The sequence below is a fragment of the Micromonospora sp. NPDC023966 genome (assembly GCF_040639095.1).
Lineage (GTDB): Bacteria > Actinomycetota > Actinomycetes > Mycobacteriales > Micromonosporaceae > Micromonospora.
Map to the genome: position 1 here is coordinate 123,026 of NZ_JBEZZJ010000015.1, position 25,834 is coordinate 148,859.

At 72.9% G+C, this 25,834-nt stretch carries 25 protein-coding genes and 1 riboswitch; of the genes, 10 read left to right on the forward strand and 15 right to left on the reverse strand.

Annotated features, from left to right (window positions below; genetic code table 11):
* Nucleotides 1–99: 99 nt before the first annotated feature.
* Both AB0F68_RS20490 and AB0F68_RS20495 read left to right on the forward strand, forming a co-directional pair.
* Complete coding sequence (locus tag AB0F68_RS20490) at nt 100–666, forward strand: hypothetical protein (RefSeq protein WP_357340715.1); 567 nt, start codon at nt 100–102, stop codon at nt 664–666.
* 176 nt (nt 667–842) lie between these two features.
* Nucleotides 843–1,211: an FKBP-type peptidyl-prolyl cis-trans isomerase gene (locus AB0F68_RS20495; protein WP_357340560.1), complete on the forward strand. Its 369-nt coding sequence runs from the start codon at nt 843–845 to the stop codon at nt 1,209–1,211.
* A gap of 60 nt (nt 1,212–1,271) precedes the next feature.
* Here AB0F68_RS20495 and AB0F68_RS20500 read toward each other — a convergent pair whose 3' ends face one another.
* Nucleotides 1,272–1,625 (reverse strand): anti-sigma factor antagonist, encoded by a 354-nt coding sequence (locus AB0F68_RS20500; RefSeq protein ID WP_357340563.1) that lies wholly within the window; start codon nt 1,623–1,625, stop codon nt 1,272–1,274.
* Nucleotides 1,626–1,810: 185 nt separating this feature from the next.
* On the opposite strand from AB0F68_RS20500, the gene AB0F68_RS20505 reads away from it, so the two are divergent.
* Entirely contained in the window at nt 1,811–2,830 is a 1,020-nt protein-coding gene (locus AB0F68_RS20505) for an SMP-30/gluconolactonase/LRE family protein (protein ID WP_357340566.1), read from the forward strand.
* A 56-nt stretch (nt 2,831–2,886) separates the two neighbouring features.
* Here AB0F68_RS20505 and AB0F68_RS20510 read toward each other — a convergent pair whose 3' ends face one another.
* From AB0F68_RS20510 to pdhA, 4 genes are all read right to left on the reverse strand, one after another.
* Nucleotides 2,887–4,161, reverse strand: coding sequence for an Ig-like domain-containing protein (locus AB0F68_RS20510; protein WP_357340568.1), 1,275 nt, complete (start codon nt 4,159–4,161; stop codon nt 2,887–2,889).
* Nucleotides 4,162–4,414: 253 nt separating this feature from the next.
* Nucleotides 4,415–5,776 (reverse strand): dihydrolipoamide acetyltransferase family protein, encoded by a 1,362-nt coding sequence (locus tag AB0F68_RS20515; protein ID WP_357340570.1) that lies wholly within the window; start codon nt 5,774–5,776, stop codon nt 4,415–4,417.
* Entirely contained in the window at nt 5,761–6,765 is a 1,005-nt protein-coding gene (locus AB0F68_RS20520) for an alpha-ketoacid dehydrogenase subunit beta (RefSeq protein ID WP_357340573.1), read from the reverse strand. The genes AB0F68_RS20515 and AB0F68_RS20520 overlap by 16 nt, the downstream gene beginning before the upstream one ends.
* Entirely contained in the window at nt 6,765–7,970 is a 1,206-nt protein-coding gene (gene pdhA, locus AB0F68_RS20525) for a pyruvate dehydrogenase (acetyl-transferring) E1 component subunit alpha (RefSeq protein ID WP_357340717.1), read from the reverse strand. The genes AB0F68_RS20520 and pdhA overlap by 1 nt, the downstream gene beginning before the upstream one ends.
* 72 nt (nt 7,971–8,042) lie before the next feature.
* Here pdhA and AB0F68_RS20530 point away from each other — a divergent pair, with 72 nt between their 5' ends.
* Entirely contained in the window at nt 8,043–8,549 is a 507-nt protein-coding gene (locus AB0F68_RS20530; protein ID WP_357340575.1) for an Lrp/AsnC family transcriptional regulator, read from the forward strand.
* Nucleotides 8,550–8,553: 4 nt separating this feature from the next.
* Here AB0F68_RS20530 and AB0F68_RS20535 read toward each other — a convergent pair whose 3' ends face one another.
* The 3 genes from AB0F68_RS20535 to AB0F68_RS20545 all read right to left on the reverse strand — a co-directional run bounded on the left by AB0F68_RS20535 (nt 8,554) and on the right by AB0F68_RS20545 (nt 10,302).
* The gene (locus AB0F68_RS20535) at nt 8,554–9,528 is read right to left on the reverse strand and encodes a DNA primase small subunit domain-containing protein (protein WP_357340577.1); all 975 of its coding nucleotides are present in this window, start codon (nt 9,526–9,528) and stop codon (nt 8,554–8,556) included.
* A gap of 44 nt (nt 9,529–9,572) precedes the next feature.
* Nucleotides 9,573–9,899 carry a hypothetical protein gene (locus AB0F68_RS20540; protein ID WP_357340580.1) on the reverse strand — a complete coding sequence of 109 codons (327 nt, stop codon included), beginning with the start codon at nt 9,897–9,899 and terminating at the stop codon, nt 9,573–9,575.
* A gap of 175 nt (nt 9,900–10,074) precedes the next feature.
* The gene (locus AB0F68_RS20545) at nt 10,075–10,302 is read right to left on the reverse strand and encodes a hypothetical protein (protein WP_357340719.1); all 228 of its coding nucleotides are present in this window, start codon (nt 10,300–10,302) and stop codon (nt 10,075–10,077) included.
* Between the two features lie 130 nt (nt 10,303–10,432).
* Here AB0F68_RS20545 and AB0F68_RS20550 point away from each other — a divergent pair, with 130 nt between their 5' ends.
* From AB0F68_RS20550 to AB0F68_RS20565, 4 genes are all read left to right on the forward strand, one after another.
* Complete coding sequence (locus AB0F68_RS20550) at nt 10,433–11,164, forward strand: histidine phosphatase family protein (RefSeq protein ID WP_357340582.1); 732 nt, start codon at nt 10,433–10,435, stop codon at nt 11,162–11,164.
* Nucleotides 11,148–12,011: an NAD(P)H-hydrate dehydratase gene (locus AB0F68_RS20555; RefSeq protein WP_357340585.1), complete on the forward strand. Its 864-nt coding sequence runs from the start codon at nt 11,148–11,150 to the stop codon at nt 12,009–12,011. Before AB0F68_RS20550 ends, AB0F68_RS20555 begins: the two co-directional genes overlap by 17 nt.
* 146 nt (nt 12,012–12,157) lie before the next feature.
* The gene (locus AB0F68_RS20560; protein ID WP_357340587.1) at nt 12,158–13,642 is read left to right on the forward strand and encodes a S8 family serine peptidase; all 1,485 of its coding nucleotides are present in this window, start codon (nt 12,158–12,160) and stop codon (nt 13,640–13,642) included.
* Nucleotides 13,643–13,751: 109 nt separating this feature from the next.
* A complete protein-coding gene (locus tag AB0F68_RS20565) occupies nt 13,752–14,252 on the forward strand; it encodes a hemerythrin domain-containing protein (RefSeq protein WP_357340589.1) in 501 nt (166 codons plus the stop codon).
* 60 nt (nt 14,253–14,312) lie between these two features.
* Here AB0F68_RS20565 and AB0F68_RS20570 read toward each other — a convergent pair whose 3' ends face one another.
* Nucleotides 14,313–15,116 (reverse strand): SDR family NAD(P)-dependent oxidoreductase, encoded by an 804-nt coding sequence (locus AB0F68_RS20570; RefSeq protein ID WP_357340591.1) that lies wholly within the window; start codon nt 15,114–15,116, stop codon nt 14,313–14,315.
* Between the two features lie 162 nt (nt 15,117–15,278).
* Nucleotides 15,279–15,368, forward strand: a riboswitch (ZMP/ZTP riboswitch).
* An 18-nt stretch (nt 15,369–15,386) separates the two neighbouring features.
* On the opposite strand from AB0F68_RS20570, the gene AB0F68_RS20575 reads away from it, so the two are divergent.
* Nucleotides 15,387–16,823, forward strand: coding sequence for a glycine hydroxymethyltransferase (locus AB0F68_RS20575; RefSeq protein WP_357340598.1), 1,437 nt, complete (start codon nt 15,387–15,389; stop codon nt 16,821–16,823).
* Between the two features lie 148 nt (nt 16,824–16,971).
* On the opposite strand, the gene AB0F68_RS20580 is transcribed toward AB0F68_RS20575, so the two are convergent.
* The 6 genes from AB0F68_RS20580 to AB0F68_RS20605 all read right to left on the reverse strand — a co-directional run bounded on the left by AB0F68_RS20580 (nt 16,972) and on the right by AB0F68_RS20605 (nt 23,018).
* Complete coding sequence (locus AB0F68_RS20580; protein ID WP_357340600.1) at nt 16,972–18,627, reverse strand: ribulokinase; 1,656 nt, start codon at nt 18,625–18,627, stop codon at nt 16,972–16,974.
* A gap of 40 nt (nt 18,628–18,667) precedes the next feature.
* Nucleotides 18,668–18,919 (reverse strand): hypothetical protein, encoded by a 252-nt coding sequence (locus AB0F68_RS20585; RefSeq protein WP_357340602.1) that lies wholly within the window; start codon nt 18,917–18,919, stop codon nt 18,668–18,670.
* A 69-nt stretch (nt 18,920–18,988) separates the two neighbouring features.
* On the reverse strand, nt 18,989–19,924 hold the full coding sequence (locus AB0F68_RS20590; RefSeq protein ID WP_357340605.1) for a carbohydrate kinase: 936 nt from the start codon (nt 19,922–19,924) through the stop codon (nt 18,989–18,991).
* A 49-nt stretch (nt 19,925–19,973) separates the two neighbouring features.
* On the reverse strand, nt 19,974–20,816 hold the full coding sequence (locus tag AB0F68_RS20595) for an ATP-binding cassette domain-containing protein (protein WP_357340607.1): 843 nt from the start codon (nt 20,814–20,816) through the stop codon (nt 19,974–19,976).
* Nucleotides 20,813–21,841, reverse strand: a complete 1,029-nt coding sequence (locus AB0F68_RS20600) for an ABC transporter permease (RefSeq protein ID WP_357340610.1) — start codon at nt 21,839–21,841, stop codon at nt 20,813–20,815. The genes AB0F68_RS20595 and AB0F68_RS20600 overlap by 4 nt, the downstream gene beginning before the upstream one ends.
* Before the next feature lie 97 nt (nt 21,842–21,938).
* Nucleotides 21,939–23,018: a substrate-binding domain-containing protein gene (locus AB0F68_RS20605; protein WP_357340612.1), complete on the reverse strand. Its 1,080-nt coding sequence runs from the start codon at nt 23,016–23,018 to the stop codon at nt 21,939–21,941.
* 236 nt (nt 23,019–23,254) lie between these two features.
* Here AB0F68_RS20605 and AB0F68_RS20610 point away from each other — a divergent pair, with 236 nt between their 5' ends.
* On the forward strand, nt 23,255–25,801 hold the full coding sequence (locus AB0F68_RS20610) for a GH32 C-terminal domain-containing protein (RefSeq protein ID WP_357340627.1): 2,547 nt from the start codon (nt 23,255–23,257) through the stop codon (nt 25,799–25,801).
* Nucleotides 25,802–25,834: the final 33 nt, after the last annotated feature.

Genomic DNA, 25,834 nt, shown 5'->3' on the forward strand with positions numbered 1-25,834 from the left:
AGGGCACCGGTCGGCCCTGCTCGCCGACCGCTCACGGCGGTGGAATGAATGTGCCACCGGACAAGCGCGGTGCGAGGCACAGGAAGGGACGTGGACACCATGACCGCGACGATCGAGCGGATCACCGCCAACACCATCGCTCCGGCGGCCGAGACCACCGGGCACGCCGAGACCACCCGACAGAAGGCCACCCGGTACGTCTTCGCCGGGCTGCGGATCGCCCTGGGCTGGACGTTCCTCTGGGCCTTCCTCGACAAGATGTTCAGCCTCGGGCACGAGACCGCGGCGAAGAACGCCTGGATCAACGGCGGCAGCCCGACCAAGGGATTCCTGACCTTCGGCGCGGCCGGCCCGTTCAAGGGGTTCTACCAGGAGATCGCCGGCGCGGCGTGGGCGGACTGGTTGTTCATGCTCGGCCTGCTCGGCATCGGCGTGGCCCTGCTGCTCGGCATCGGCACCCGGGTCGCCGCGGTCGCCGGCGGACTCCTGCTGCTCATGATGTGGACGGCCGTGCTGCCCCCGGAGAACAACCCGTTCCTGGACGACCACCTCATCTACGCGGGTCTGCTGGCCGGTCTGGCCCTGGTCAACGCCGGTGGCACCCTCGGCCTCGGCCGGGCCTGGGCGAAGCTCCCCGTCGTCCAGCGGCTGCCCTGGCTGAAGTGAGGTCACCGCGGGCAGTGCCCACCGGGCGGGCGTCACCGAGAGGGGGCGCCCGCCACTTTCGTGCCCTCCCACCGGTCCCTGCCGCCACGCCGCGGCGGGGACCGACGCGTATCGGCCGGCCGCGATCCGGCAGGATCGACGGGGACCGCACTTGTCAGCACCGAGGAGACCCGCTCATGGAGAAGCCCGAGGTTGGCCCGATCGAGGGCGCGCCGCCCGCCGATCTCGTCATCGAGGACATCACGGTCGGCGACGGCCCGGAGGCCCGCCCCGGCCAGCTGGCCAGCGTGCACTACGTCGGCGTGGCCCACTCGACCGGTCGCGAGTTCGACGCGTCGTGGAACCGGGGTGACACGTTCGAGTTCCCGCTCGGCGGCGGCCAGGTCATCGCCGGCTGGGACCAGGGCGTGGTCGGCATGAAGGTCGGCGGCCGGCGCCGGCTGACCATCCCGCCGCACCTGGGCTACGGCGCCCGGGGCGCCGGTGGCGTGATCAAGCCGAACGAGACGCTGGTCTTCGTGGTGGACCTGGTCGGCGTCCGCTGACCCGAGGACCGTGGGCAGGGCCGTCGGCGGCACGCCGGCGGCCCTGCGGCGTCCGGCCGGTCAGGCCGCGGCCAAGGTGACCAGCTCCCGGGCCGACTCGCGGACCGGCAGCACCCGGTGCAGGCCGGTGGCACGCAGCACCCGGGCGACCACCGGGTCGGGGTCGACCAGCACCAGCTCGCCGCCGCGGGCCCGGACCCGCAGGTGGGCGGCGACCAGCGCGCGGACCCCGGCCGCCGAGAGCAGCCGCACCCCGGACAGGTCGACCCGCAGCACCGGCCGCGCCGGTGCCGCCCAGAGCGCGGCCCGGAACGCCGCCACGGTCGCGATGTCGATCTCGCCGACCGCGCGCAGGTCCACCACGTGGTCACTCACGCTCATCGCCACGTGGAACCGGTCGCCGCTCTCTCGCATGTCCCCGAACCTATCCCCCACCACCGACAGTTCCACCGCTCCCGCCACGGGGTTCCGGGTAGGTCCCGGGTGACGACCCTGAGCGGCCTCCGGGTCATCCCGCAGGTGCACGTGAGCCCGGGTCCGCGGCGGAACACGCCGCCGGGGACTCCCGTCCGGGGGCATCGGCGGGGAAGAATGGCCGGATGGTCGTCCCCCGCCCGCGAGCGCCCCTGCTGATCCGGCCGGTCCGTGAGCCGGCCACCGTGCCACCGCCGCTGGACGGGCCGTGGGCCCCCACCGACGCCCGGCTGGACCGGGCCGACCTGCTGCCGCTGCCCGATGGCGCGCACGGCCCGGAGGACGTGCTGATCGACCCGGACGGCCGGGTGGTCAGCGGCGACGAGGACGGCCGGCTCTGGTGGTGGCCGGCGGACGCCCCGGCCGGCACCCGCCCCACGCTGCTGGCCGAGACCGGCGGCCGGCCGCTCGGCATCGAGCTGGACCCGGTCGACGGCGGGCTGGTGGTCTGCGACGCCTACCGGGGGCTGCTGCGGGTCACGCCGGACGGGGCGGTGCACGAGTTGACCGGGACGGGGCCGCCGGTGCACCTGGCCGACAACGCCGCGGTGGCCCGTGACGGCACGATCTACTTCACCGACTCGTCGGACCGGTTCCCGCTCTCGCACTGGAAGCGGGATCTGCTGGAGCACCGACCCAACGGCCGGGTGCTGGCGTACGACCGGCGGACCGGGCGCACCGAGGTGGTGGCGAGCGGGCTCTACTTCCCCAACGGGGTGGCGCTCACCCCGGACGAGTCCGCGCTGATGCTGGTCGAGACGGCCACTCACCGGCTGCTCCGGGTGGACCTGCCCGACGGCCGGGCCACCGTGCTGGCCGACCTGCCGGCCTACCCGGACAACGTCTCGGCGGTGGGCGACGGGACGTACTGGATCGCGCTGCCCAGTCCCCGGCTGCCGATCATGGAGAAGCTGCTGCCGCATCCCCGGGTGCGCCAACTCGTCGCGCTGCTGCCCGGGGCGGTGCAGCCGCAGCCTCGCCGCTACGGGCTGGTCGCGCTGGTGGACGGGACCGGGCGGGTGCTGCGCACGCTGCACGGCCCGAGCGGGGCGTACCCGATGGTCACCGGCGTGCGGCAGCACGGGCGGTGCCTCTGGCTGGGCAGCCTGACCGCGGCGGGCGTGGCCCGGGTCGACCTCGACTGAACCGGCCGGGGCCGGCCCGCCTTCGCGGGTCGGCCCCGGCCGTTCCTCCCCGTGGGTCAGCCGCCGGTGTTGCTCTTGGACGGGGCCGGGGCGGGCGCCGATCCGCCGGCCACCGCGCCCGGGTGCGGCGTGGCGACGTGGGTGGGCTTCAGCCCGGCCGGTACGGGCAGCGCGCTGCCCTTGATGAACTCGTCCCAGCTGACGTTCCAGGCCGTGAACCCGTTGCCCTGGTCCAGCTTCACCTCGGTGCCCTTGATGGTCACCAGGTCGCCGACGTGGGTGACGCCCATCAGCCAGTCCGCGGCCGCCGCGGAGACGTTGGTGCAGCCGTGTGAGGTGTTGGTGGAGCCCTGCTCCCCCTCCGACCACGGGGCGGAGTGGATGAACTCGCCACCCCAGGTGAGCCGCTGGGCGTCATCGACGTCGACCACGTAAGGATCGGCCGAACCCCGGGTGTCGAAGGTGGTCCGGTCGAACTTCTCCATGATCACCATCTTGCCGCTGGAGGTGGGCGTGCTCGACTTGCCCATGCTGACCGGGACCTTGCGGAGCAGCTTGCCGTCCTGGTAGACGGACATCTGCTTGGTGGCGTTGTCGATGTCGAGCGAGACCTGCCGGCCGATCTTGGAGGTCGCGCTGTGGTCGGCGTCGCCGATGGCGTCCTTGCCGATCGGCAGCCCCTGCAGCGCGCTCCGTACGCTGATCTTCGTGCCGGACTTCCAGTGGTCGGGCGCCCGGTACTCGACCTGCTTGCCGTCGGACTCCCAGGACCAGGCGCCCGGCTGCGGCGGGTCGGTCTTCACGAACAACCGGCGCTGTACGTCCGCTCTGGCCTCTTTCGGAATTGGCGGATCGAATGCGACCACCACCGGCATCGCCGTCCCGTACGTCTGATTCCCGGTGAAATAGAGTTCGCTGGTGATGGTCGGCTTGGTGGGTTTCGCCATCGTGGTGAACGTCGTCTTCTGCGTGGTGGTCCGCCCGGAATCGCCGGTCGCGGTCACCTCCGCGGTGTACGTCCGCGAATTCTCCAACGGCCGGTCCGGCACCCAGCCCGACCCGTCCTCGCGCGGCTGCGCGGGCACCGGTCGGCCCTTGTCGTCGGTGAGCTTCACGGCGGTGACCTTCCCGCCGCTGACCGTGGTTCCCACCTCGGCGCTGACCGGCACGCCCTTCGTGCCCGCCGCCGGGGTGACGGTCACCGACGGCGCGGCCGCCGTGCCGTGACCGTGCTTGACGGCCTCCCGCTGGCCGGCGGTGCACCCGCCGACCACCAACGGTGTGGCTGCGATGGTTACCGCCAATAGCCTCAATCGCCGCCTTACGTCCATATTCCGCACCCCATTTCCACTCCCCCTTGGCTCACATTCTGTATCGCCGCCATGGCGCCGTGGCATATTCGGCGGAATTGCCTGCGGCGACTGCCAGCGATTTCGACATGGCCGTACGGAAATGGGAAGCAGCGACCTCGACGGGTCGCTCGTCACGGACGCGAACGATTTCCCCGGACGAGGCCGGACGACCGGTTCACTCCCACCGGGGCGCGGCCCCGGCCCCGGGGGTGGTCGGGGCCAGGGCCGGGGCTCAGACGTTCGCCACCAGCAGGGCGGGCTGCTCGACGCAGTCCGCCACGTGCCGCAGGAAGCCGCCGGCCACCCCGCCGTCGCAGACCCGGTGGTCGAAGGTGAGGCTGAGCTGGGTCACCTTGCGCACGGCGAGCTGCCCGTCGACCACCCACGGCTTGTCCACGATCCGGCCGACGCCGAGCAGCGCCGCCTCGGGGTGGTTGATGATCGGGGTGGAGCCGTCGACCCCGAACACCCCGTAGTTGTTCAAGGTGAAGGTGCCGCCAGTCAGCCGCGCCGGGGGCAGGGTGCCAGCCCGGGCGGCCGCCGTGGTCTCGGCGAGCGCGGCGGCCAGCTCCCGGGTGGTGAGCCGCTGGGCGTCCCGCAGCACCGGGACGACCAGGCCCCGGTCGGTCTGCGCGGCGATGCCCAGGTGCACCCCGGCCGACTGGACGATCCGCTGCCCCTCGGTGTCCACGTGGGCATTGAGCTGCGGGTACTTCCGCAGCCCGCTGAGGCAGATCCGGGCCAGCAGGGCCAGGATGCTGACCGGCGCCTCCGGGGTGGCCGCGTTGATCGCGGCCCGGGTCGCCAGCAGCCCGGTGGCGTCCACGTCCACCCAGATGGTCACCTCGGGGATCTCCCGCCGGCTGCGGGAGAGCTTGTCGGCGATGGCCTTGCGGATGCCGGTCAACGGGATGACCACGTCGCCGTCGCCGGCTGGGGCCAGCCCGACGTGCGCGGCCGGGCTGTCCGGCACCGCGGCGAGCTTCGCGGACGGGGCGGCCGACGCCGCCTCCACGTCGGCGCGGCGGATCACCCCGCCCGGTCCGGTGCCGTGCAGGGCCGCCAGGTCGAGGCCGCGCTCCCGGGCCAGCCGCCGGACGATCGGCGAGATCACCAGCGGCGCGCTGCGGGGCGCCGGGTCCGGGCCCGCCGTCGGGGCGGGGGTGTCGGCGGCCGCCGGGGCGCCGGGCTCGGGGGCCACGGCCAGCCGGGGGCGGCGCCGCCGGCCCGAGCCGCCGTGGCCGGTGCCGTACCCGATCAGGACGTTGCCGGAGCCGGCCCGCTCCTCCTCGCGGTAGGTGGCGTGCGGGTCGTCGCCCCCGTCGCCGTCGAGCGGCGCGATCGTGATGAGCGGCTGGCCCACCGGGCGGACCTCACCCGCGGCGCCGTGCAGGGCCACGACCCGGCCGGCGTACGGGCAGGGGACGTCGACCACGGCCTTGGCGGTCTCCACCTCCACGACGGTCTGGTCCACGGTGACCACGTCGCCGACGGCGACCCGCCACTCGACGATCTCCGCCTCGCTCAGGCCCTCGCCCAGGTCGGGCAGGAGGAAGTCCCGGGTCCCGGTCGTGGTGGTCATGCCGCCACCCACCGCTCGTCCGGCTGGTCGTCCCACTGGAGCCGGGCCACGGCGTCCAGCACCCGGTCGACCGAGGGCAGGTGGGTGTGCTCCAGCATCGGTGCCGGGTAGGGGATGTCCAGCCCGGACACCCGCAGCACCGGGGCGTGCAGGGCGTGGAAGCAGCGCTCCTGGACCCGGGCGGCGATCTCCGCGCCGACCCCGGCGAAGCCCTGGGCCTCCTGGATCACCACGCAGCGGCCGGTCCTGCGCACGGAGGCGGTGACGGTGGCGTCGTCGAACGGCACGATGGTGCGCACGTCGACCACCTCCAGGTCCCAGCCCTCGTCGCGGGCGGCCTCGGCGGCCTCGAGCGCGACCGGCACCGCCGGCCCGTACGCGACAAGGGTGGCGTCGGTGCCGGGGCGGCGCACGACGGCCGTCCCGAACGGCGCGGTCCGGGCCGGCAGTTCCGCCTCGGCGCTGGAGAAGTAGAGCTTCTTCGGCTCCATGAACACGACCGGGTCCGGGTCGTCGATCGCCTCGCGCAGCAGCGAGTACGCGTCCTCGACGGTGGCCGGGGTGACGACCTTCAGGCCCGGGGTGTGCGCGTAGTACGCCTCGGAGGAGTCGCAGTGGTGCTCCACGCCGCCGATGCCGCCGGCGTAGGGCACCCGGATGACGATCGGCACGCTGAGCGCGCCCCGGGTGCGGTTGCGCAGCTTCGCCACGTGCGAGGCGATCTGCTCGAACGCCGGGTACGCGAACGCGTCGAACTGCATCTCGACCACCGGGCGCAGCCCGGACATGGCCAGGCCGACGGCGAAACCGACGATGCCGGCCTCGGCGAGGGGGGTGTCGAAGCAGCGCTTGTCGCCGAACCGGGCCTGGAGCCCGTCGGTGATCCGGAAGACGCCGCCGAGCTGGCCGACGTCCTCGCCGAAGACGACCACCCGCTCGTCGTCCAGCATCGCGTCGGCGAGCGCGGCGTTGAGCGCCTTCGCCATGGTCATGGTGGCCATCAGGCGTCCCCCTCCTCGGCGCGGGCCGCGGCCAGCTCGGCCCGGACCTGTTCGCGCTGCTCGACCAGTTGCGGGGTCGGCTCCGCGTAGACGTGGTCGAAGAGGCTGAGCGGGTCGACCTCGGGCTGGGCGTTCATCCGGTCGCGCAGCGCGGCGGCGTACGCCTCGGCCTCCTCGGCGATCGCCGCGACCGCGGCGTCGTCCAGCACGCCCCGGTTCCGCAGGTACGCCTCCAGCCGGGCGATCGGGTCGCGGTCGCGCCACGCCTCGACCTCCTCGGCGTCCCGGTAGCGGGTCTGGTCGTCGGCGTTGGTGTGCGGCTCCATCCGGTAGGTGTGGGCCTCGACCAGGTACGGGCCCTTGCCGGCGCGGGCGTGCGCGACGGCGCGGTTGAGCACCGCGAGCACGGCCACCGGATCGTTGCCGTCGACCTGCTCGCTGGGCACGCCGTAGCCGACGCCCTTGTAGGCCAGGCTCGGCGCGGCGGTCTGCCGGGACAGCGGCACGCTGATCGCGTACTTGTTGTTCTGCACGAAGTAGACGACCGGGGCCTTGAACACGGCGGCGAAGTTGACCCCCTCGTGGAAGTCGCCCTCGCTGGTGGCGCCGTCGCCGATGAAGGCCAGCGCCACGGTGTCCCGCCCCTGGTAGGACTCGCCGTAGGCGAGCCCGGCGGCGTGCACGCACTGGGTGGCGAGCGGGGTGCACTGCGGCGCGGTGTGCACGGCGGCCGGGTCGTACCCGCAGTGCCAGTCGCCGCGAAGCAGGGTGAGCACCTCGACCGGGTCGATGCCGCGGGCGGTCAGCGCCATGGACTCCCGGTAGGTGGGGAAGACCCAGTCGGTGTCGCGCAGCGCCAGCACGCCGCCGACCTGGCAGGCCTCCTGGCCGCGCGAGGACGGGTAGACGGCGAGCCGGCCCTGCTTGGTCAGCGCGGTGGCCTGGACGTCGAAGCGACGGCCGACGACCATCCGGCGGTACATCTCGCGCAGCGCCTCGACCGGCGGCTCCGGGTAGTCGTCCCGGGCCGGCAGCGGGGTGCCGTCCGGGTTCAGCAGCCGGACCGGCTCGCTCTTGGGCAGCAGGCCGTCGGAGGGGTCGGGAACGGCCGGGGTGGCCGGCCGGCGGGTGCGCGGGGATGCCCTGCGGACCGCCTGGGGTGTGGTCGTCACGGCGGGGACCTCCTGGACGTGTGGTGGCCCTATGCTTCCGCTGTCGGATGATTGACTCAACATCCGGCGTGAACGCGGGACGAACGGCACCGGAAGGCGGCCCTCATGAGCCAGGAGACCGGAAGCACAGCGGGCACGGCGGGCGGAACGGGACGTTCGGCCGGGCCAATCGACGAGGTCGACCGGCGGATCCTGCGCGAACTGACCGAGGACGCCCGGCTCTCCATCCGTACGCTGGCCGAACGGGTGCACGTCTCGCGCACCAACGCGTACGCGCGGGTGGAGCGGCTGCTGCGCGACGGGGTGGTCACCGGGTTCCGGGCCCAGGTGGCGCCCGAACCGGCCGGGCTGGGCACCTCGGCGTACATCGCGCTGACCATCGAGCAGAACACCTGGCGCGAGGTGTCCGCCGAGCTGGCCCGGGTGCGCTACATCGAGCACGCGGCGCTGCTCAGCGGCGAGCACGACGTGCTGGCCCTGGTCCGCGCGCCGGACAACGCCACCCTGCGGGACGTGGTGCTGGACCGGGTGCAGAGCATCGCCGGGGTGCTGTCGACCCGGACCTGGCTGGTCTTCGAGGAGTTCGACGGGACACTGAGCCCGTGGGAGTGAGTTGCTACCGCTCGGGTGGCGCCTCCAGGCCCTCGCGGTCGGCCAGCTCCAGCAGCGGTTCCAGGGAGAACCGGCGCTCGTCCAGGCCGGCGTGCGGGTCGCCGCGCTCGGCGAACCGGGCCGGCAGGCTGAGCACGTCGAAGTCCTCCGGCCGCGCGTCGTCCAGCTCGGCCCAGTCCAGTGGTGCCGAGACCAGCGCCCGCGGGGTGGGCCGGATCGAGTACGCCGAGGTGACGGTGTGGTCCCGGGCCATCTGGTTGTAGTCGACGAAGACTGGCCGGTCCCGCTGCTCCCGCCACCACGTGGTGGTGACCAGGTCGGGCAGCCGGCGCTCCATCTCGCGGCCCAGGGCCAGCACCGCGCGCCGGCAGTCGCCGAAGCTCCACCGCGGCTCGATCGACAGGTAGACGTGGATGCCCCGGCCGCCGGTGGTCTTCGGGTAGCCCACCAGGCCCAGCTCGTCGAGGAACGCGCGCACCTCGTGGGCGACCGGCACCACCTGGGCGTAGTCCACCCCGGGCATCGGGTCCAGGTCGATGCGGAGCTGGTCGGGGCGCTCGACGTCGCCCGCCGAGACCGGCCAGGGGTGGAAGCGCAGGGTGCCCAGGTTGGCCGCCCAGATCACCACGGCCAGCTCGCTCGGGGCCACCTCGTCGGCGGTCCGGCCGCTGGGAAAGGTGATGTGCGCGGTGCGTACCCAGTCGGGGGCGCCCGCCGGCAACCGCTTCTGGTAGAACGCGTCACCCTTGTTGGTCTGCCGGGTGGCGATCTTCGCGCCCTCGAACACACCGCGCGGCCAGCGCTCCAGCATGGTCGGTCGGTCGCGCAGCGCGCGCAGGATGCCGTCGCCGACGGCGAGGAAGTAGCGGACCACGTCCAGCTTGGTCAGGCCACGCTCCGGGAAGTAGGGCTTGTCGGGGCTGGAGACGCGGACCAGCCGCTCCCCCACCCGGATCTCCTCGGCCGCCGTGGTCGCCACGCCTCACACCGTACGACGCGGACGGTCGCCACGCGGGGATCTCGTCACGTGATGAGCAGGGCCCCGACGATGATCAGCGGCACCGAGACGAAGAGGAAGATGCCGACGCCGGTGAGCACGCGCCCCCCGCCGCCGTCCTCACGCTCCGGAGCCAGCCCGAAGGTGGACCGGGCGGGCAGCATGCCGATCCGGCTCAGGGTCAGGTCGCCGGTCATCCCGAGCACCGCGCCGACCAGCATGAACGCCACGCCCAGCCGGTGGACGAAGTCGCCGCCGCTGACCCCGACCCAGATGCCCACCGCGATCCCGATCACCACCGCGGCGACCAGGAAGAGGACCAGCGCCTCGCGCAGACCCCTGAGGACAGTCATCGATGGCTCCATCCCGTCGTCTCCGACGGGACATTCTGTTCCATCGACCGGTCCGGCCGCTGCCCCGCGGCGGGCTGGCGGCGGGTCGGATCGGTGACGTTCCGGGTTTCCGCGACGGCGGCCGGCGGGACCGGGCGCGACGCGGTCGTCGACCCGGTCCCGGTAGCGCCGACGCTCAGCGCCCTTCCTGCTGCATACGCGTCATCAGCATCTGCTTGCCCTGGTCACCGGCCTTGCGGTTGTTCTCCTGGATCTTCCGGAACCAGTTGGCGAGTTCCGTGTCGCCGCGCTGATCCGCGTCGGCGATGTACGTCTCCATCCGGTAGACGTTGTGCAGGGACAGCTGCAGCGTGCGGATCAGGTCGTAGTTCTTGTCCCGCACGGGGCTCTTCTGTTCGGTCATGGTCGCCACGGCGTTACCTCCCCAGTCCGTGTTGTTGGAGCCAGCGCTTACCCGCCGCGGGCCCGTTCACGCCCCGGCCACGGCCGGGGCCGACGGTTACCGGGCTCAGGGCCGGGGTACCGGAGGCCGCATGGCGGAACTGGCAGCCCTCTGGATCGTCCGGCACGGCGAGAGCACGGCGAACGTCGCCGCCACGGCGGCCGAGGCGGCCGGCGCCGAGCTGGTCGACCTCACCCACCGGGACGCCGACGTGCCGCTGTCGCCCACCGGCGAGGGGCAGGCCCGGGCGACCGGCCGGTGGCTGGCCGGGCTGCCCGAGGCGCGCCGCCCCGACGTGGCGGTGGTGTCGCCGTACCTGCGGGCGGTGTCCACCGCCGAGCTGGCCCTCGCCGGCACCGGGGTGCCGATGAGCCGGGACGAGCGGCTGCGGGACCGGGAGCTGGGCATCCTCGACGGGCTGACCGGCCACGGCGTCCGGCGGCGGTATCCGGACGAGGCGGCGCGCCGCGACCGGCTCGGCAAGTTCTACTACCGCCCGCCCGGCGGCGAGTCCTGGACCGACGTGGCGCTGCGGCTGCGCGCCCTCCTCGGCGACCTGCGCCGGGACCACGCCGGCGGCCGGGTGCTGCTGTTCGGCCACGACGCGCTGGTGTTCCTGCTGCGCTACCTGGTGGAGGGGCTCACCGAGGCGGAGCTGATGGCGCTCACCCGCAAGCAGGTCATCGCCAACTGCTCGGTCACCGGCTGGTCGGCCGACGCCGCCGGCCGGCTGACCCTGGACGTGTTCAACGACGTCGCCCACCTGCACCGGCAGGGAGCGCGGCCGACCAGGGAGGACGAGGTCCATGCCGAGCCGGTCTGAGGTCATCACCCCCGCGCTGCTGCGGGACTGGGAACTGCCCGTGCCGACCGGCGGCAAGGAGGCCCGGGGCACCGTGCTGGTGGTCGGCGGGTCCCGGTTCACCCCCGGCGCGGTGCTGCTCGCCGGGGTGGCCGCCCTGCGCGCCGGCGCCGGGGTGCTGCAACTGGCCGCCGCCGAGTCCACCGCCACCGCGCTCAGCATCCAGGTGCCCGAGGCGCTGGTGGTCGGCCTGCCGGAGACCGGCGAGGGCGCGGTCCACGGCGACCCGGGCGACCTCCTCGACGGCCTGGTCGCCGAGGCGGACGTGGTGGCGGTCGGCCCCGGCCTGAAGGACATCGACGCCACCCGGGCGCTGCTGCACCTGGTCCTCGACGCGGCCCGCCCGGAGACCTCGCTGGTGCTCGACGCGTACGCCCTCGGCGCGCTCAGCCACGAGCCGGACCTGCTGGTCGGCTCGGGCCGCAAGGTGGTGCTCACCCCCAACCTCACCGAGGCCCGGCACCTGCTCGACCGGGCGCCCGGCGACGACCTGGACGCCGAGGCGGTCGAGCTGGCCCGCCGGTACGACGCCGTGGTCTCCCTCTACGGCCACATCGCCACCCCCGACGGGCGGGCCTGGCGGGAGGAGAGCGGCGACGCCGGCCTGGGCACCTCCGGCAGCGGGGACGTCCGGGCCGGGCTGCTCGCCGGGCTGCTCTCGCGGGGCGTCGAGCCCGCGCAGGCCGCCTGCTGGGCCGCGTTCGCCCACGCGGTCAGCGGGCAGCGCCTGGTCCCCCGGTACGGCCGGATCGGCTTCCTGGCCCGCGAGCTGCTGGACGAGATCCCCTACACGTTGGCCACCGTCTGACGGTTGTTGTTCGTCCGTTCGGATGTGTGTAACAACACACCGGGTCCCTACGCTGATCCATCGAAGGCGAGCAGCCTGCTCGTTTTCCGCCGGCCCGCTTCCCACCAGGGAGTGGGTCCGGCCGGATCGGCCCCCTGGGAGTCTGTGTGAAGAACCTCCGTCGCAAGACACTGGCCGCCGCGTCCGCCGCGACGCTCGGCGTCGGCCTCGCCCTCACGGGCGGGCTGGCACCGGCGGCGGCCGCCGGATCGGACACCTCGTATCTGGTCCTCGCCCCGCAGGGCGCCAACACCAGCAAGGCCGCCGCCCGCGTGGCGGCCGCCAAGGGCACCGTCGTGGCCACCTACGACCAGATCGGCGTGCTCGTCGTCCGCTCGACCAACCCGGACTTCGCCACCCAGGTGGCGGGGGCGGGCGTCGAGTCGGTCGCGTCCACCGCCGGCCTGGGCACCGCCCTCGACGAGGGCGAGACCGTGGAGGTCGCCGCGGCCGACGTCGCCAACGCCACCGGCGACCCGACCAAGGAGCCGCTGTACGGGCAGCAGTGGGACATGAACATGATCCACGTGCCGCAGGCCCACGCGGTCAACAACGGCAGCCCGAACGTCGTCGTCGGCGTGCTGGACAGCGGCATCTCCAGCACCCACCCGGACCTGGCGACCCAGATCGCCAAGGACAAGAGCACGTCCTGCATCGGCGGTGTCACCGACACCACCGAGGCGGCGTGGAACCCGACCACCAGCGACCACGGCACCCACGTGGCCGGCACCATCGCCGCCGCCGTCAACGGCGTCGGCGTGACCGGCATCGCGCCGGGCGTCAAGGTCGCCGCGGTCAAGGTGGTCAACAACGACGGCTACATCTTCCCGGAGGCCGCGGTCTGCGGGTTCATGTGGGCCGCCGAGCACGGGATGCAGCTGACCAACAACAGCTACTTCATCGACCCGTGGGAGCTGAACTGCCGCAACGACGCCCGCCAGCGTCCGGTGTGGCAGGCCGTGCAGCGGGCGCTGCGCTACTCGCAGTCCAAGGGCGTGCTGAACGTGGCGTCCGCGGGCAACTCCAACTACGACCTCGCGCACAAGATCACCGACACCGGCAGCCCGAACAACGGGACGCCGGAGGTGCGCGAGAACCTCACCAACGCCTGCCTCGACCTGCCGGCCGAGGCGCCGGGCGTGGTGACCGTCTCCGCCGTCGGTCCGACCGGCGCGAAGAGCTACTACTCCTCGTACGGCCTGGGCGTGGTGGACGTGACGGCGCCGGGTGGTGACAGCCGGTTCCGTACCCAGGGCGTTAGCCCGACGACCACGGACCAGATCCTGTCGACCACCTTCAACACCGCCACCCGCACCAACGGGTGGGGGTACAAGCAGGGCACCTCGATGTCCGGCCCGCACGCCACCGGCGTCGCGGCGCTGGCGTTGTCGGCGCACCCGGGGATGACCCCGGGCCAGCTGGCGTCGTTCCTGGAGCGCACGTCGGTCGCGCAGTCCTGCCCGGAGGGCGTCTACAACCCGGCGCCGCTGCACGCGGACGGCCCGCACGCGTACGACGCCACGTGCTCCGGCGGGGAGCGCAACTCGTTCTACGGCGCCGGCATGGTCGACGCGTACAACGTGGTCAAGTAGCGGTAGCACCAACGGAGGGGCCAGGCGACGTGTCGCCGGGCCTCTTTCGTTTGTCCTGGTCGGGACGGGGGTAGGGGGGCGTCATCAACCGACTCTAGGAGGTACCCCGGTGTCCACCGATGCGATCGTCCTGCTCAAGGAGGACCACAAGGAGATGCGCCGCCTGTTCAAGGCCTTCCAGGACGCCGAGGAGGGCCCGGCGGCGGAACGGAAGAAGCTCGTCACGCAGATCCTCGAGGCGTTGACGGTGCACACGTACCTCGAGAACGAGGTGATGTACCCGGAGGTCCGCAAGCTCGTGCCCGACGTCGAGGACGACATCCTGGAGTCGTACGAGGAGCACCACGTCGCCGACGTGCTCTGCTTCGAGCTGTTCACGATGGACGCGGACGACGAGCGCTACAACGCCAAGACGACGGTGCTGATCGAGAACGTGCTGCACCACGTCGAGGAGGAGGAGCAGGAGTGGTTCCCCAAGGTCCGCGAGGCGCTCGGCCGTAACCAGCTCCAGGAGATCGGCCAGCGCATGATCAACCTGCGCCCGAAGGCGCCGAAGACCCCGACCGCCCCGAAGGCGCTGAAGAAGTCGCTGGACGCCGTCGTCGCCTGACCTGGCACGACGTGACGGCGGGACCCGGCCGAGGCCGGGTCCCGCCGTCGTTTCCGCCGCTCAGCTGCCCGAGTCCGGCTCGGCCATCTTCCGGTGCTGCTCCGCCTTCAGCCGGTCGGGGACGATCTTGCCGGCCGCGGTCTGGAGCTTGTTCACGAACGAGCCGGCGGACACCTTGTGCTCCCCCTTCATCAGGGCCTCGAAGGCGTCCTCGGCCACCGCGCGCGGGTCGTCCTTCTTCCCCTGGCCGACCCGGGTGTCCTCCATGTGGGCCCGCTCGAAGAACTCGGTCTCGGTCGGGCCGGGCATCAGCGAGGTGACCGTGACCCCGGTGTCCTTCAGCTCGTTGCGCAACGCCTCGGCGAACGACTGCACGAACGACTTCGAGGCGTTGTAGACCGCCTGGAACGCCCCCGGCATGGTCGAAGCGATCGACGAGGTGAACAGCACCCGCCCCCGGCCCCGCTCGACCATGCCCGGCAGCAGCCGCTTGGCCAGGTGCACCGTCGAGCGCACGTTCAGGTCGACGATGTTCAACTCGTCCTGTAGATCCGTCCCGCCGACGAAGTCCCCGCCGGCGCCCCGGCCGGCGTTGAGCGCCAGCGCGTCGACCGGCCGGCCCAGCTCCGCCACGGCCGCGGCCAGCTGCTCCACCCCATCGGGCGTGGCGAGGTCCACCCGGACCGGGTAGGCCGCCGGGCCGTCGTCGCGGCGCAGGTTCCGCGCCGCCGTCGCGATCGCCGGATCCTCGGCGGCCACCACCACGTCGTACCCGTGCTCGGTGAACTGGGCGGCCAACTCGTACCCGATGCCGCTGGACGCGCCGGTCACCACGGCGAGCGGACGGCCGGTCGGTGTGCTCATGTCTGCTCACTCCCCTCGTCGTCGGGCGCGGTCCGCACGCACCGTGACCGGCCCCGATGGTGACGTGCCCACCGCACGGGCGGCTAATCCCGCGTTCCGGGCCGGGCCGACAACCGGGTGGCCCGGTCACCCCCGGCGGCCCGCGGCCCACCCGGTAGGATCGGCGCGGGCCGTTACTGGCGCGTGGGGATGGAGAACCATCGGGGAGCGGTCCCGTCACGAGGACGCATGCCGAGCGCCTGGGCCTTCCGCACGTCACCAGGAGGTCTCATGTCGCTGAACGCCGAATCCACCGCCTTCCGCAGCGCGCTGGAGGTGATCCGCGCCGTCGAGCCGCGGGTGGCGGACGCCATCGGGGCCGAACTGGCCGACCAGCGCGAGTCGCTCAAGCTCATCGCCAGCGAGAACTACGCCTCCCCGGCCACCCTGCTGGCCATGGGCAACTGGTTCAGCGACAAGTACGCCGAGGGCACCATCGGCCGCCGCTTCTACGCCGGCTGCCAGAACGTCGACACCGTCGAGGCGCTCGCCGCCGAGCACGCGAAGGAGCTGTTCGGCGCCGCCCACGCGTACGTGCAGCCGCACTCCGGCATCGACGCCAACCTGGTCGCCTTCTGGGCGATCCTGGCCGACCGGGTCGAGTCCCCGGCCCTGAAGAAGGCCCAGGTACGCCAGGTCAACGACCTCACCGAGGCGGACTGGTTCGCGCTGCGCCGCGAGCTGGGCAACCAGCGGATGCTCGGCATGTCGCTGGACGCCGGCGGCCACCTCACCCACGGCTTCCGGCCGAACATCTCCGGCAAGATGTTCGACCAGCGCAGCTACGGCACCGACCCGGCCACCGGCCTGGTCGACTACGACAAGGTCGCCGAGGCGGCCCGCGAGTTCAAGCCGCTGATCCTGGTCGCCGGCTACTCGGCGTACCCCCGGAAGGTCAACTTCCGGATCATGCGGGAGATCGCCGACTCGGTCGGCGCCACCTTCATGGTCGACATGGCGCACTTCGCCGGCCTGGTCGCCGGCAAGGTGTTCACCGGCGACTTCGACCCGGTGCCGCACGCCCACATCGTCACCACCACCACCCACAAGTCGCTGCGCGGCCCGCGCGGCGGCATGGTGCTCTGCGGCCCGGAGCTGGCCGACCAGGTCGACCGGGGCTGCCCGATGGTGCTCGGCGGCCCGCTGCCGCACGTGATGGCCGCCAAGGCGGTCGCCCTGGCCGAGGCCCGCCGCCCCGACTTCGCCGACTACGCGCAGCGCATCGTCGACAACGCCCAGGCGCTCGCCGAGGGGCTGCTGCACCGGGGCGCCAAGCTGGTCACCGGCGGCACCGACAACCACCTGGTGCTCATCGACGTCTCCGGCTACGGCCTCACCGGCCGGCAGGCCGAGCAGGCGTTGCTCGACTCCGGCATCGTGACCAATCGCAACGCCGTCCCGCAGGACCCGAACGGCGCCTGGTACACCTCGGGCATCCGGATCGGCACCCCGGCGCTGACCACCCGGGGCCTGGACGCCACCGAGATGGACACCACGGCCGAGCTGATGCACACCGTGCTCAGCCAGACCACCCCGGGCGCGAACGCGGACGGCACCCCGTCCAAGGCCAAGTACGTCCTCGACCCCGCCCTGGCCGAGACGGTGAGCAAGCAGGCCAGCGACCTGCTCACCGCCTTCCCCCTCTACCCCGCCGTCGACCTCGGCTGACCCACCCACCGCCTCTCCCGACGCCCTGCCCGGCCCCTGCCGGGCGGGGCGTTCCGCGTCCCGCCCAGCGGCGTTGATCATGAAGTTATTGCCCAGGAAGCGCGTTCCTGGGCAATAACTTCATGATCAACGCCGCTGGGGGCGGAGGTCAGGGGGTGGGGTGGGCGCGGTGGCGCATGTGGTGGAGGCGGTGGAGGAGGTCGGTGCCGCCGCGGCCGAAGTGGTCGTGCAGGGCGCGGTACTCGGCGTACAGCTCGTCGTAGGCGGCGGCGCGGGCTGGGTCCGGGTGCCAGGTCTCGCGGCGCGGCGCGCCCATGGCCGCCGATGCGCTCTCCACGTCCGGGTACGCCCCGGCGGCCACCGCCGCGTGGATCGCCGCGCCCAGCGCCGCCGGGTGCGCGGCGTCCACCACGTGCAGCGGGCGGCGCAGCACGTCGGCGTAGATGCGCAGCAGCAGCCGGTTGGCGGTGAGCCCGCCGGCGGCGGTCAGCTCGTCGACGGGTACGCCGGCGGCCTCGAACGCCTCGACCACGGTGCGGGCGCCGAACGCGGTCGCCTCCAGCAGCGCCCGCCAGATCTCCTCCTGCCGGGTGGCCAGGGTGAGCCCGACCAGCACCCCGCTCAGCTCGTGGTCCATCAGCACCGACCGGTTGCCGCTGTGCCAGTCCAGCGCGAGCAGCCCGTGCCCGCCCACCGGCTGGTCGGCGGCGAGCGAGTCCAGCAGCTCGTGCACGGACACCCCGCGGCGGGCGGCCTCCTCGGCGTACGACGCCGGCAGGAGGCGTTCGACGTACCAGGCGAAGATGTCGCCGACCCCGCTCTGGCCGGCCTCGTAGCCCCACCGGCCGGCGGTGACGCCGCCCTCGACGACGCCGCAGACGCCGGGCACCTCGTGGCAGGTCTCCGCGTTCATGATCAGGCAGGTGGAGGTGCCGAGCACGGCGAGCATCCGACCGGGCTCGACCGAGCGGGCCGCGGCCGCGGTGACGTGCGCGTCGATCGCCCCGGCGGCCACCGCGATCTCGGCCGGCAGGCCGGTCCAGCCGGCCGCCTCGGCGGTCAGCCCGCCGGCCCGCGCGGCCGGCGGCAGCAACGGCCCGTCGTCGGTCTTCGCCAGCAGGTCCGGCAGGTCCGGGTGCAGCGCGGCGAGGAAGTCGGGGGCCGGGTAGCGGCCGTCCTGGCGCAGCCCCTTGAAGCCGGCGGCCGAGGCGTTGCGGGTCGCCCGGCCGCAGAGCCGCCGGACCAGCCAGTCGGCGGTCTCGACCCAGCGGTCGGCGCGGCGGAAGACCTCCGGGTCCTCCTCCAGCAGCTCCAACGCCTTGGCGAGCTGCCACTCGGCGGAGACCCGGCCGCCGTAGCGGGCCAGCCAGGGCTCGCCGCGGGCGGCGGCCAGCGTGTTGATCCGCTCGGCCTGCCGCTGCGCCGAGTGGTGCTTCCAGAGCTTCGGCCAGGCGTGCGGCCGATTGCGGAACTCCGCCAGCTCGGCGAGCGGGGTGCCGTCCGCGCGGGTGGGCAGCACGGTGCAGGAGGTGGCGTCGAGGCCGAGGCCGACCACCTCGGCCGGATCGATCCCGGCGGCGCGGACGGCGGCGGGCACGGCGGTGCGCAGCACCTCTAGGTGGTCGGCCGGGTCCTGGAGCGCCCAGCCGGGCCGCAGCGCGGGCCCGCCGGGCAGCCGTTCGGTGATCACCCCGTGCCGGTACGCGTGCACCGCGCTGCCCCGCTCGGTGCCGTCGGCCACGTCGACCACGACGGCCCGCCCGGAGAGCGTGCCGAAGTCCACCCCGATGACGTACCGGCCCACCCGCTGCTCCTCCCCCGACCTGGGAGGCCACGCTAGCCGGTCAGCGCAGGGGGCGCTTGAGGTGGTAGCGGTGCACCTCGGTGCTGCCCTGCACGTTGTTCACGTCCTCGGCGGCGGAAACCAGCTCCCAGCCCTCCCGGCCGACCCGGTTGAGGTGCGCGATCGCGGTGTCGCCGTACGCGGTCACGTCGGTGCGCGACCCGTCCGGGCCGTACCAGACGAACGTGACGTGAAAATTGCGGCCCTGCCCCTGATAGCGGCGGACCAGCAACGCGTACTCCCAGGCAACCATCCGTCCATTATCAACGGTGGCCGTCCCACCCGGGAACACGGGTGGTGGCGGGACGGCGACAGCGCGGCGTCAGGCCGGGACGGGCCGGGCGGTCAGCTGGGCCCGGGTGGGCGGATCGGCTCCCTTCCGCCCACACGTCCAGGCGGCCACTCGTGCGGCGTCCCGGAGCACGCCGGCGATCGTGGCCGGGTCGGCGGTGTCGAGGGCGGCCCGCCGCGCGGCGCCGAGCAGGTCCCGCTGGGCCAGCGCGGCCAGCACGCCGGCGGTGAAGGCGTCCCCTGCCCCGACGGTGTCCACCACCCGCACCGGCAGGGCGTCGACCCGCACCTCGCCGTGTCGGGTACCCGCCCACGCTCCACGTTCACCGCACGTCACCACGACGAGGACGGCGCCCCGCTCGAGCCACTCCCGTCCGACCCGTTCGTGTGCGCGTCCCGGGTGGAGCCAGGCCAGGTCCTCCCGGCTGACCTTCACCACGTCGCTCGCCGCCACCAGCTCCTCGACCCGGCGCAGGACCGTCGCCGGCTCGCCCATCAGGGACGGCCGGCAGTTCGGGTCGTAACTGATCATCGTGGTGGCCCGCCGGTCCTGGACCAGCGCCAGCACGTCGTCCGCGCCGGGCGCGAGCACGGTCGCCAACGAGCCGGTGTGCAGGCAGTCGCTGCCGGCCCCGACATCGGTCAGGGCCCGCTGCGGGAAGGAGCGCCAGTCGATGTCGAAGTCGTAGCCGGCCTGGCCGTCCGCGCCCACCCGGGTCCGGGCCACGCTGGTGGACGGCAGGTCCGACAGCGACGCCGGATCCAGCCGTACGCCGCTGCCGGCCAGGTGGGCGCGGAGAAGCCGCCCGTACGCGTCGTCACCCAGTTGGGTAAGCAGGGTGGCGGGCTGGTCGAGGCGGCCCAACGCCACCGCCACGTTCGCCGGGCTGCCGCCCGGGTGGGCGGCCGCCACGCCCGAGGGATCCTCGATGAGGTCCACCAGGCTCTCGCCGACAACGGTGATCACAGTCTTCCTTTCCTGGGGCCCGCGCCACCCCGGTCACGTGCACGGCGGTTCAGTCCGCCGTCCGGCCCGGCGTCTCCTCGAGGGTGGTCGCGCCGGTCATGATGGCCACCACCTCCGGCATGGTGTGGGAGGCCGGAGTCACCACGCCCGCGCACCGACCCAGTCGCTGGATGTGGATGCGGTCGGCCACCTCGAACACATGGGGCATGTTGTGGCTGATGAGGATGACCGGCAGGCCCCGGGATCGCACCTCCTCGATCATCCGCAGCACCTGGTTGGACTCTTTGACGCCGAGCGCGGCCGTCGGCTCGTCGAGCACGATCACCTTGCTGCCGAAGGCCGCGGCCCGGGCCACCGACACGGCCTGACGCTGGCCGCCGGAGAGCGTCTCGACCGCCTGCGCCACGTTCTGCAGGGTGCCGATCCCCAGGTCGGCCAGGGCCTGCGCGGCCTCCCGACGCATGCCCTTGTGGTCGAGCATCCGGAAGACCGAACCGAGCACGCCCGGCCGGCGCTTCTCCCGACCGAGGAAGAGGTTGCTGGCGATGTCCAAGGCCGGCGCCACGGCGAGGGTCTGGTAGACCGTCTCGATACCGGCGTCCCGGGCGTCCTGCGGCCGCTTGAACTGTGCCGGCTTCCCCGCCAGGAGGATCTCCCCGGCGTCGGGCGTCAGCGCGCCGGTCAGGCACTTGATCAGGGTGGACTTCCCGGCGCCGTTGTCCCCGATCACGGCGAGCACCTCGCCCGGGTACAGGTCCAGGTCCACCCCGTCCAGCCCGACGACCCTGCCGAACGTCTTGACCAGACCCCGGGCCGACAGCACCGGTGACCGTTGGTCGCTGTCGGCGGCGCCGGACCGGCCGGCGGGGGCGGGCGTGGTGGTGGCGGTCATGACCTCACCTTTCTGATCCACTGGTCCACGGCCACGGCGAGGATCACCAGCAGGCCGACGGCGAGTACCCGGTACTGGTCGTCCACTCCGGCGAGGGACAGGCCGCTGCGGAAGAAGCCGACGATCAGCGCGCCGAGCAGGGTGCCCAACACCGCGCCCCGGCCACCGAAAAGGCTGGTGCCACCGATGACGACGGCGGTGATGCTCTCCAGGTTGGCGTCCGTGATGGCGTTGGGGCTGGCCGCGCCGGCGCGTCCGATGAGGATCCAGGCGGTGAGGCCGTAGATCGCGCCGGCGACGAGGTAGACGCTGAGCAGCACCCGGTCGACCCGGATGCCGGCCAGCCGGGCGGCCTCCTTGTCGTCGCCCACGGCGTAGACGTGCCGTCCCCAGGCGGTCTTGGCCAGGGCGTAGCCCACCGCAAGGTAGAGGACGAGGACCGCGACGACCCCGAGGGTGATCCGGAACCGGCCCACCGGGAACGACTCACCGGTCCAGCTCAGCACCGCCGGGAGGTCGGTGGCCTGGACGCTCTGGCCGCTCGAGTAGAGCAGCCCGAGGGCGGTGAAGACGCTCAGCGTGCCGAGGGTGACGATGAACGGCGGCAGCTTGAGTCGGGTCACCAGCGCCCCGTTGAGCGCGCCCGCTGCGGCGCCGACCGCGACGGCGAGGACGATGGCGAGGAGGCCCGGCAGTCCCTGCCCCTCGGCCAGCTTCGCGGAGAGCATCATGGCCAGGATGACGATGGCGCCGACCGAGAGGTCGATGCCGGCGGTCAGGATGATCAGCGTCTGCCCGACGGCGAGCGCGCCGATCACGGCCACCTGCTGGAGCACCAGCGAGAGCGAGTTGGGTGACGCGAAGCGCGGGTTCAGCGTGGAGAAGACGACGAACGAGATGACCAGCACGAGGAACGGGCTGATCGCGGGGTGCGCGTGCAGCAGGTGCTGAACACGTCGCAGTGGCGTGTGCCGGCGCAGCGCGAACTGCTGGGCGGCGGTGGTGGGTGGGGTCGTGGCGGTCATCGGAGGCTCCCTGCCGGATTCGGCGGTGGCGGACGGACTGCCCGGCCGAGGGCGCGGGGCGGAGGATGCCCCGGGCCCTCGACCGTGGCGGGGATGGTCAGCCCCAGCAGCGCTGGGCGCCGTCGGCGCTGGTGATGCTCTCGACGCCGGCGGCCGGCTTGTCGGTGACCAGGGCGACGCCGGTGTCGAAGAAGTCCAGGCCGTCGGAGACCTTCGGCTTCTCCCCGTCGTTCGCGATCTTCTTGATCGCCTGGACGCCCAGCTCGGCCATCTTCAGCGGGTACTGCTGCGAGGTGGCGCCGATGACGCCGTCCTTGACCTGCCGTACGCCGTCGCAGCCGCCGTCGACCGAGACGACCAGGACACCCTGGGTCTTGCCGGCCGCCTGGAGGGCCTTGTGCGCGCCGACCGCGGCCGGCTCGTTGATGGTGTAGACGACGTTGATGTCCGGGTTCTTGGTCAGGCAGTTCTCCATGGCCGTCCGGCCGCCGTCCTCGGCGCCGTTGGTCGGCTCGTTGCAGGCGATCGTGTAGCTGCCGCCCGAGTAGCTGCCCGTCTTCGCCTCGTCGCCGTTCTTCTTCTTGTCGCCGGTGTCGATGCCCATGCCGGTCAGGAAGCCCTGGTCCCGGTTGTAGTCGACGGAGACGATCTTGTCATTGAAGAGGTCGAGCAGGGCGATGGTGGCCGGCTTGCCGGCGAGCTGGGTGGCCGTCCACTTGCCGATCAGCTCGCCGGCCGTGAAGTTGTCGGTGGCGAAGGTGATGTCCACGGTGTTCGCCGGGTCGGGCGGGGTGTCCAGCGCGATCACGTAGAGGCCGGCGTCACGGGCCTTCTTGATGGCCGGGTTGACGCCGGGACCGTTCGGGGTGATCAGGATGCCCTCGTCACCGCGGGCGATGGCGTCCTCGATCGCCTGCACCTGGCCGGCCTCGTCGCCGTCCTCCTTGCCGGCGGCCAGGGTCAGCTTCACGCCCTCCGCCTCGGCGGCCTTCTTCGCGCCCTGCTGCATGGTGACGAAGAACGGGTTCGTGGAGTTCTTGGTGATCAGGGCTACCGCGACGCTCTTGTCGCCGGAGCCGCCGTCACCCGAGCTGTCACCGCAGCCGGCGACGACCATGCCGGTCGCCGCTACGGCGGCCAGCAGAGCGGCGCTACGGCGGCCGATGCGCTGGATCATGTGTTCTCCCATCAGGCACCCACGAGGGCCGGGGGCAGATTTGACAACGATGTCAGGGCAGTTTCGACGCAGTAGCCGGGAGATGTCAATGCCTTTGCCACTAGTTTTCTCCAACCTGCACCTAACTCGCACGCCGCCCTTGACATCGATGTCGGAGCCGGCTCAGGATTCGCCCCACGGTCACGTCCGGCACCGACCCCGGTCGGCTCGGGCGTCCTCGAAGGACGGAGGATGGGATGAGGATCCGCCGATGGTTGGCCGCGTGCGCGGCCGCGGCTCTCGTGGCGGCGGCGCCGGGCGCCGCTGCCGCGGGAGCGACGACCAGGGACGAGCCGTATCGGCCACAGCTGCACTTCAGCCCGGCGCGCAACTGGATGAACGATCCGAACGGGCTCGTCTGGTACCAGGGCGAGTGGCACCTCTTCTACCAGTACAACCCCGAGGGCGCGCAGTGGGGGAACATGTCCTGGGGGCACGCGGTCAGCCGGGACCTGCTGCACTGGGAGGAGCTGCCGCTGGCCATTCCGTACTCGGCCGACGAGCACATCTTCTCCGGTTCGGTGGTGGTCGACGAGCGGAACACCTCCGGCTTCGGCCGCCCCGGCGCGCCGGCGATGGTCGCCGTCTACACCAGCTGGTACCCGGCCACCGGCATCCAGGCCCAGTCGCTGGCGTACAGCACCGACCGGGGTCGCACCTGGACCAAATACGCCGGAAACCCGGTGCTGGACCTCGGTTCGCGGGAGTTCCGCGATCCCAAGGTTTTCTGGGACACCAGGTCCGGTCGCTGGACCATGGCGGTGGTCCGGGCCACCGAGCACAAGGTGAGCTTCTACGGCTCGGCCGACCTGCGGTCGTGGACCCACCTGAGCGACTTCGGCCCGGCCAACGCGGTCGGTGGTGTGTGGGAGGTGCCGGACCTGTTCGAGCTGCCCGTCGACGGCGACCCGGCGCACCCGAAGTGGGTGCTGATCGTCAACCTCAACCCCGGCGCGGTCGCCGGCGGTTCGGGCGCGCAGTACTTCGTCGGCGACTGGGACGGCACCACCTTCACCGCCGACAACGTGGTGACCGGCGAGGCGGAGCCGCCGGCCGGGACGCTCTTCGCCGACTTCGAGGACGGTTACGCCGGCTGGACGGTGGAGAACGACCCGGTGCTGGGACCGGGGCCGTTCGGTGGCGCCCCGTACCCGGGCACGGTGCCGGGCCAGCAGCAGGTCAGCGGTTTCCGGGGCGGGGCCCTGGTGAACAGCTTCCTCGGCTTCGACGCCCCCCGGGGCCGGCTCGTCTCCCCCGACTTCACCATCGACCGGGGCTACCTCAACCTGCTCGTCGGCGGGGGCGCGCACCCGCACCTGCCGGACACGACGACAGACTTCGTGCCGGCCGGCGCCGAACCGGTGATCGACTTCGAGCTGCCCGACGGCCGGACGTACGAGCAGGCGGGCTGGACGGCGACCGGCGGCCTGCGCGACCGCGCGCCGGTGGTGGGCCCGGCCCGGTGGGAACGCGGCCACGTCGGTGACAAGCTGCTCACCACCTTCTTCGAGGCCGACTCGACGACCGGCACGCTGACCTCACCCGCCTTCACCGTCGACCGCGACCACCTCGGCCTGCTCGTCGGGGCTGGCGGGCACCTCGACGACGGCACCGGGCGGACGGTGGTCGAGCTGCTGGTGGACGGCCGGGTGGTGCGCACCGCCACCGGCAACTTCTCCGGCTTCATGAACTGGCGCGACTGGGACGTGACCGAGTTCCGTGGCCGCAGCGCCCAGCTGCGGATCGTGGACGAGAACACCGGCGGCTGGGGCCACCTGCTGGTGGACCAGCTCGTCGCCAGCGACGAGCCCGTCCTGCCCCGCGCGGTGGAGACCGCGGTGAACCTGGTCGTGGACGGCCAGGTGGTCCGGACCGCGACCGGCGCGGACAGCGAGCGCCTCGACTGGGTCGCCTGGGACGTCCGCGACCTCGCCGGGAAGCGGGCCCACCTGGAGGTCAACGACTTCAACTCGGGCGGCTGGGGGCACATCCTCGTCGACCACATGATGTTCGCCGACCGGCCGGCGCCGCGCGAGCTGGACCGCTACGACTGGCTCGACCACGGGGCGGACTACTACGCCGCGGTCACGTACAACAACGCCCCGGGCGGGCGGCGGGTCGCGATCGGTTGGCTGAACAACTGGCAGTACGCCGGCAGTGTCCCGACCGCGCCCTGGCGCGGCGCGATGGCCCTGCCCCGGGAACTCGCCCTGCGCACGATCGACGGCCGGGTCCGCCTGGTCCAGTCGCCGACCGCGCAGCTCACCTCGCTGCGGGGCGACGGCCCGGCGTACACCCTGCGGGACACCACCGTCCCGGCAGGGGTGCGCGACCTGCCCGCGGCGGCGGACGGCACGGTGCTGGAGATCCGGGCGGAGTTCGAGCTCCGCGACGCCCGCCGGTTCGGCCTCCAGGTACGCGCCGGTGGCGACGAACGGACGCTGATCGGGTACGACGCGGGGGCAGGCCGCCTCTTCGTCGACCGGACGCGCTCCGGCCAGCAGGCCGCCCCGCCCTTCCCCGCGGTGCACTCCGGTCCCCTGTCGGTGGACGGCAACCGGGTACGGATGACGGTGTACGTGGATCGTTCCTCCGTCGAGGTGTTCGGCGGCGCCGGACAGACCACCGTGACGGACCAGATATTCCCGGCGCCCACGAGCGATGGGACCGGCCTGTTCGCCGAGGGCGGCGCCGTGGTGGTGCGCTCGCTCACGGTCCGGCCGTTGCGGTCGGTGTGGCGCTAACCTGGCAGACGATCAACGGCGGGTGGGGCTGGG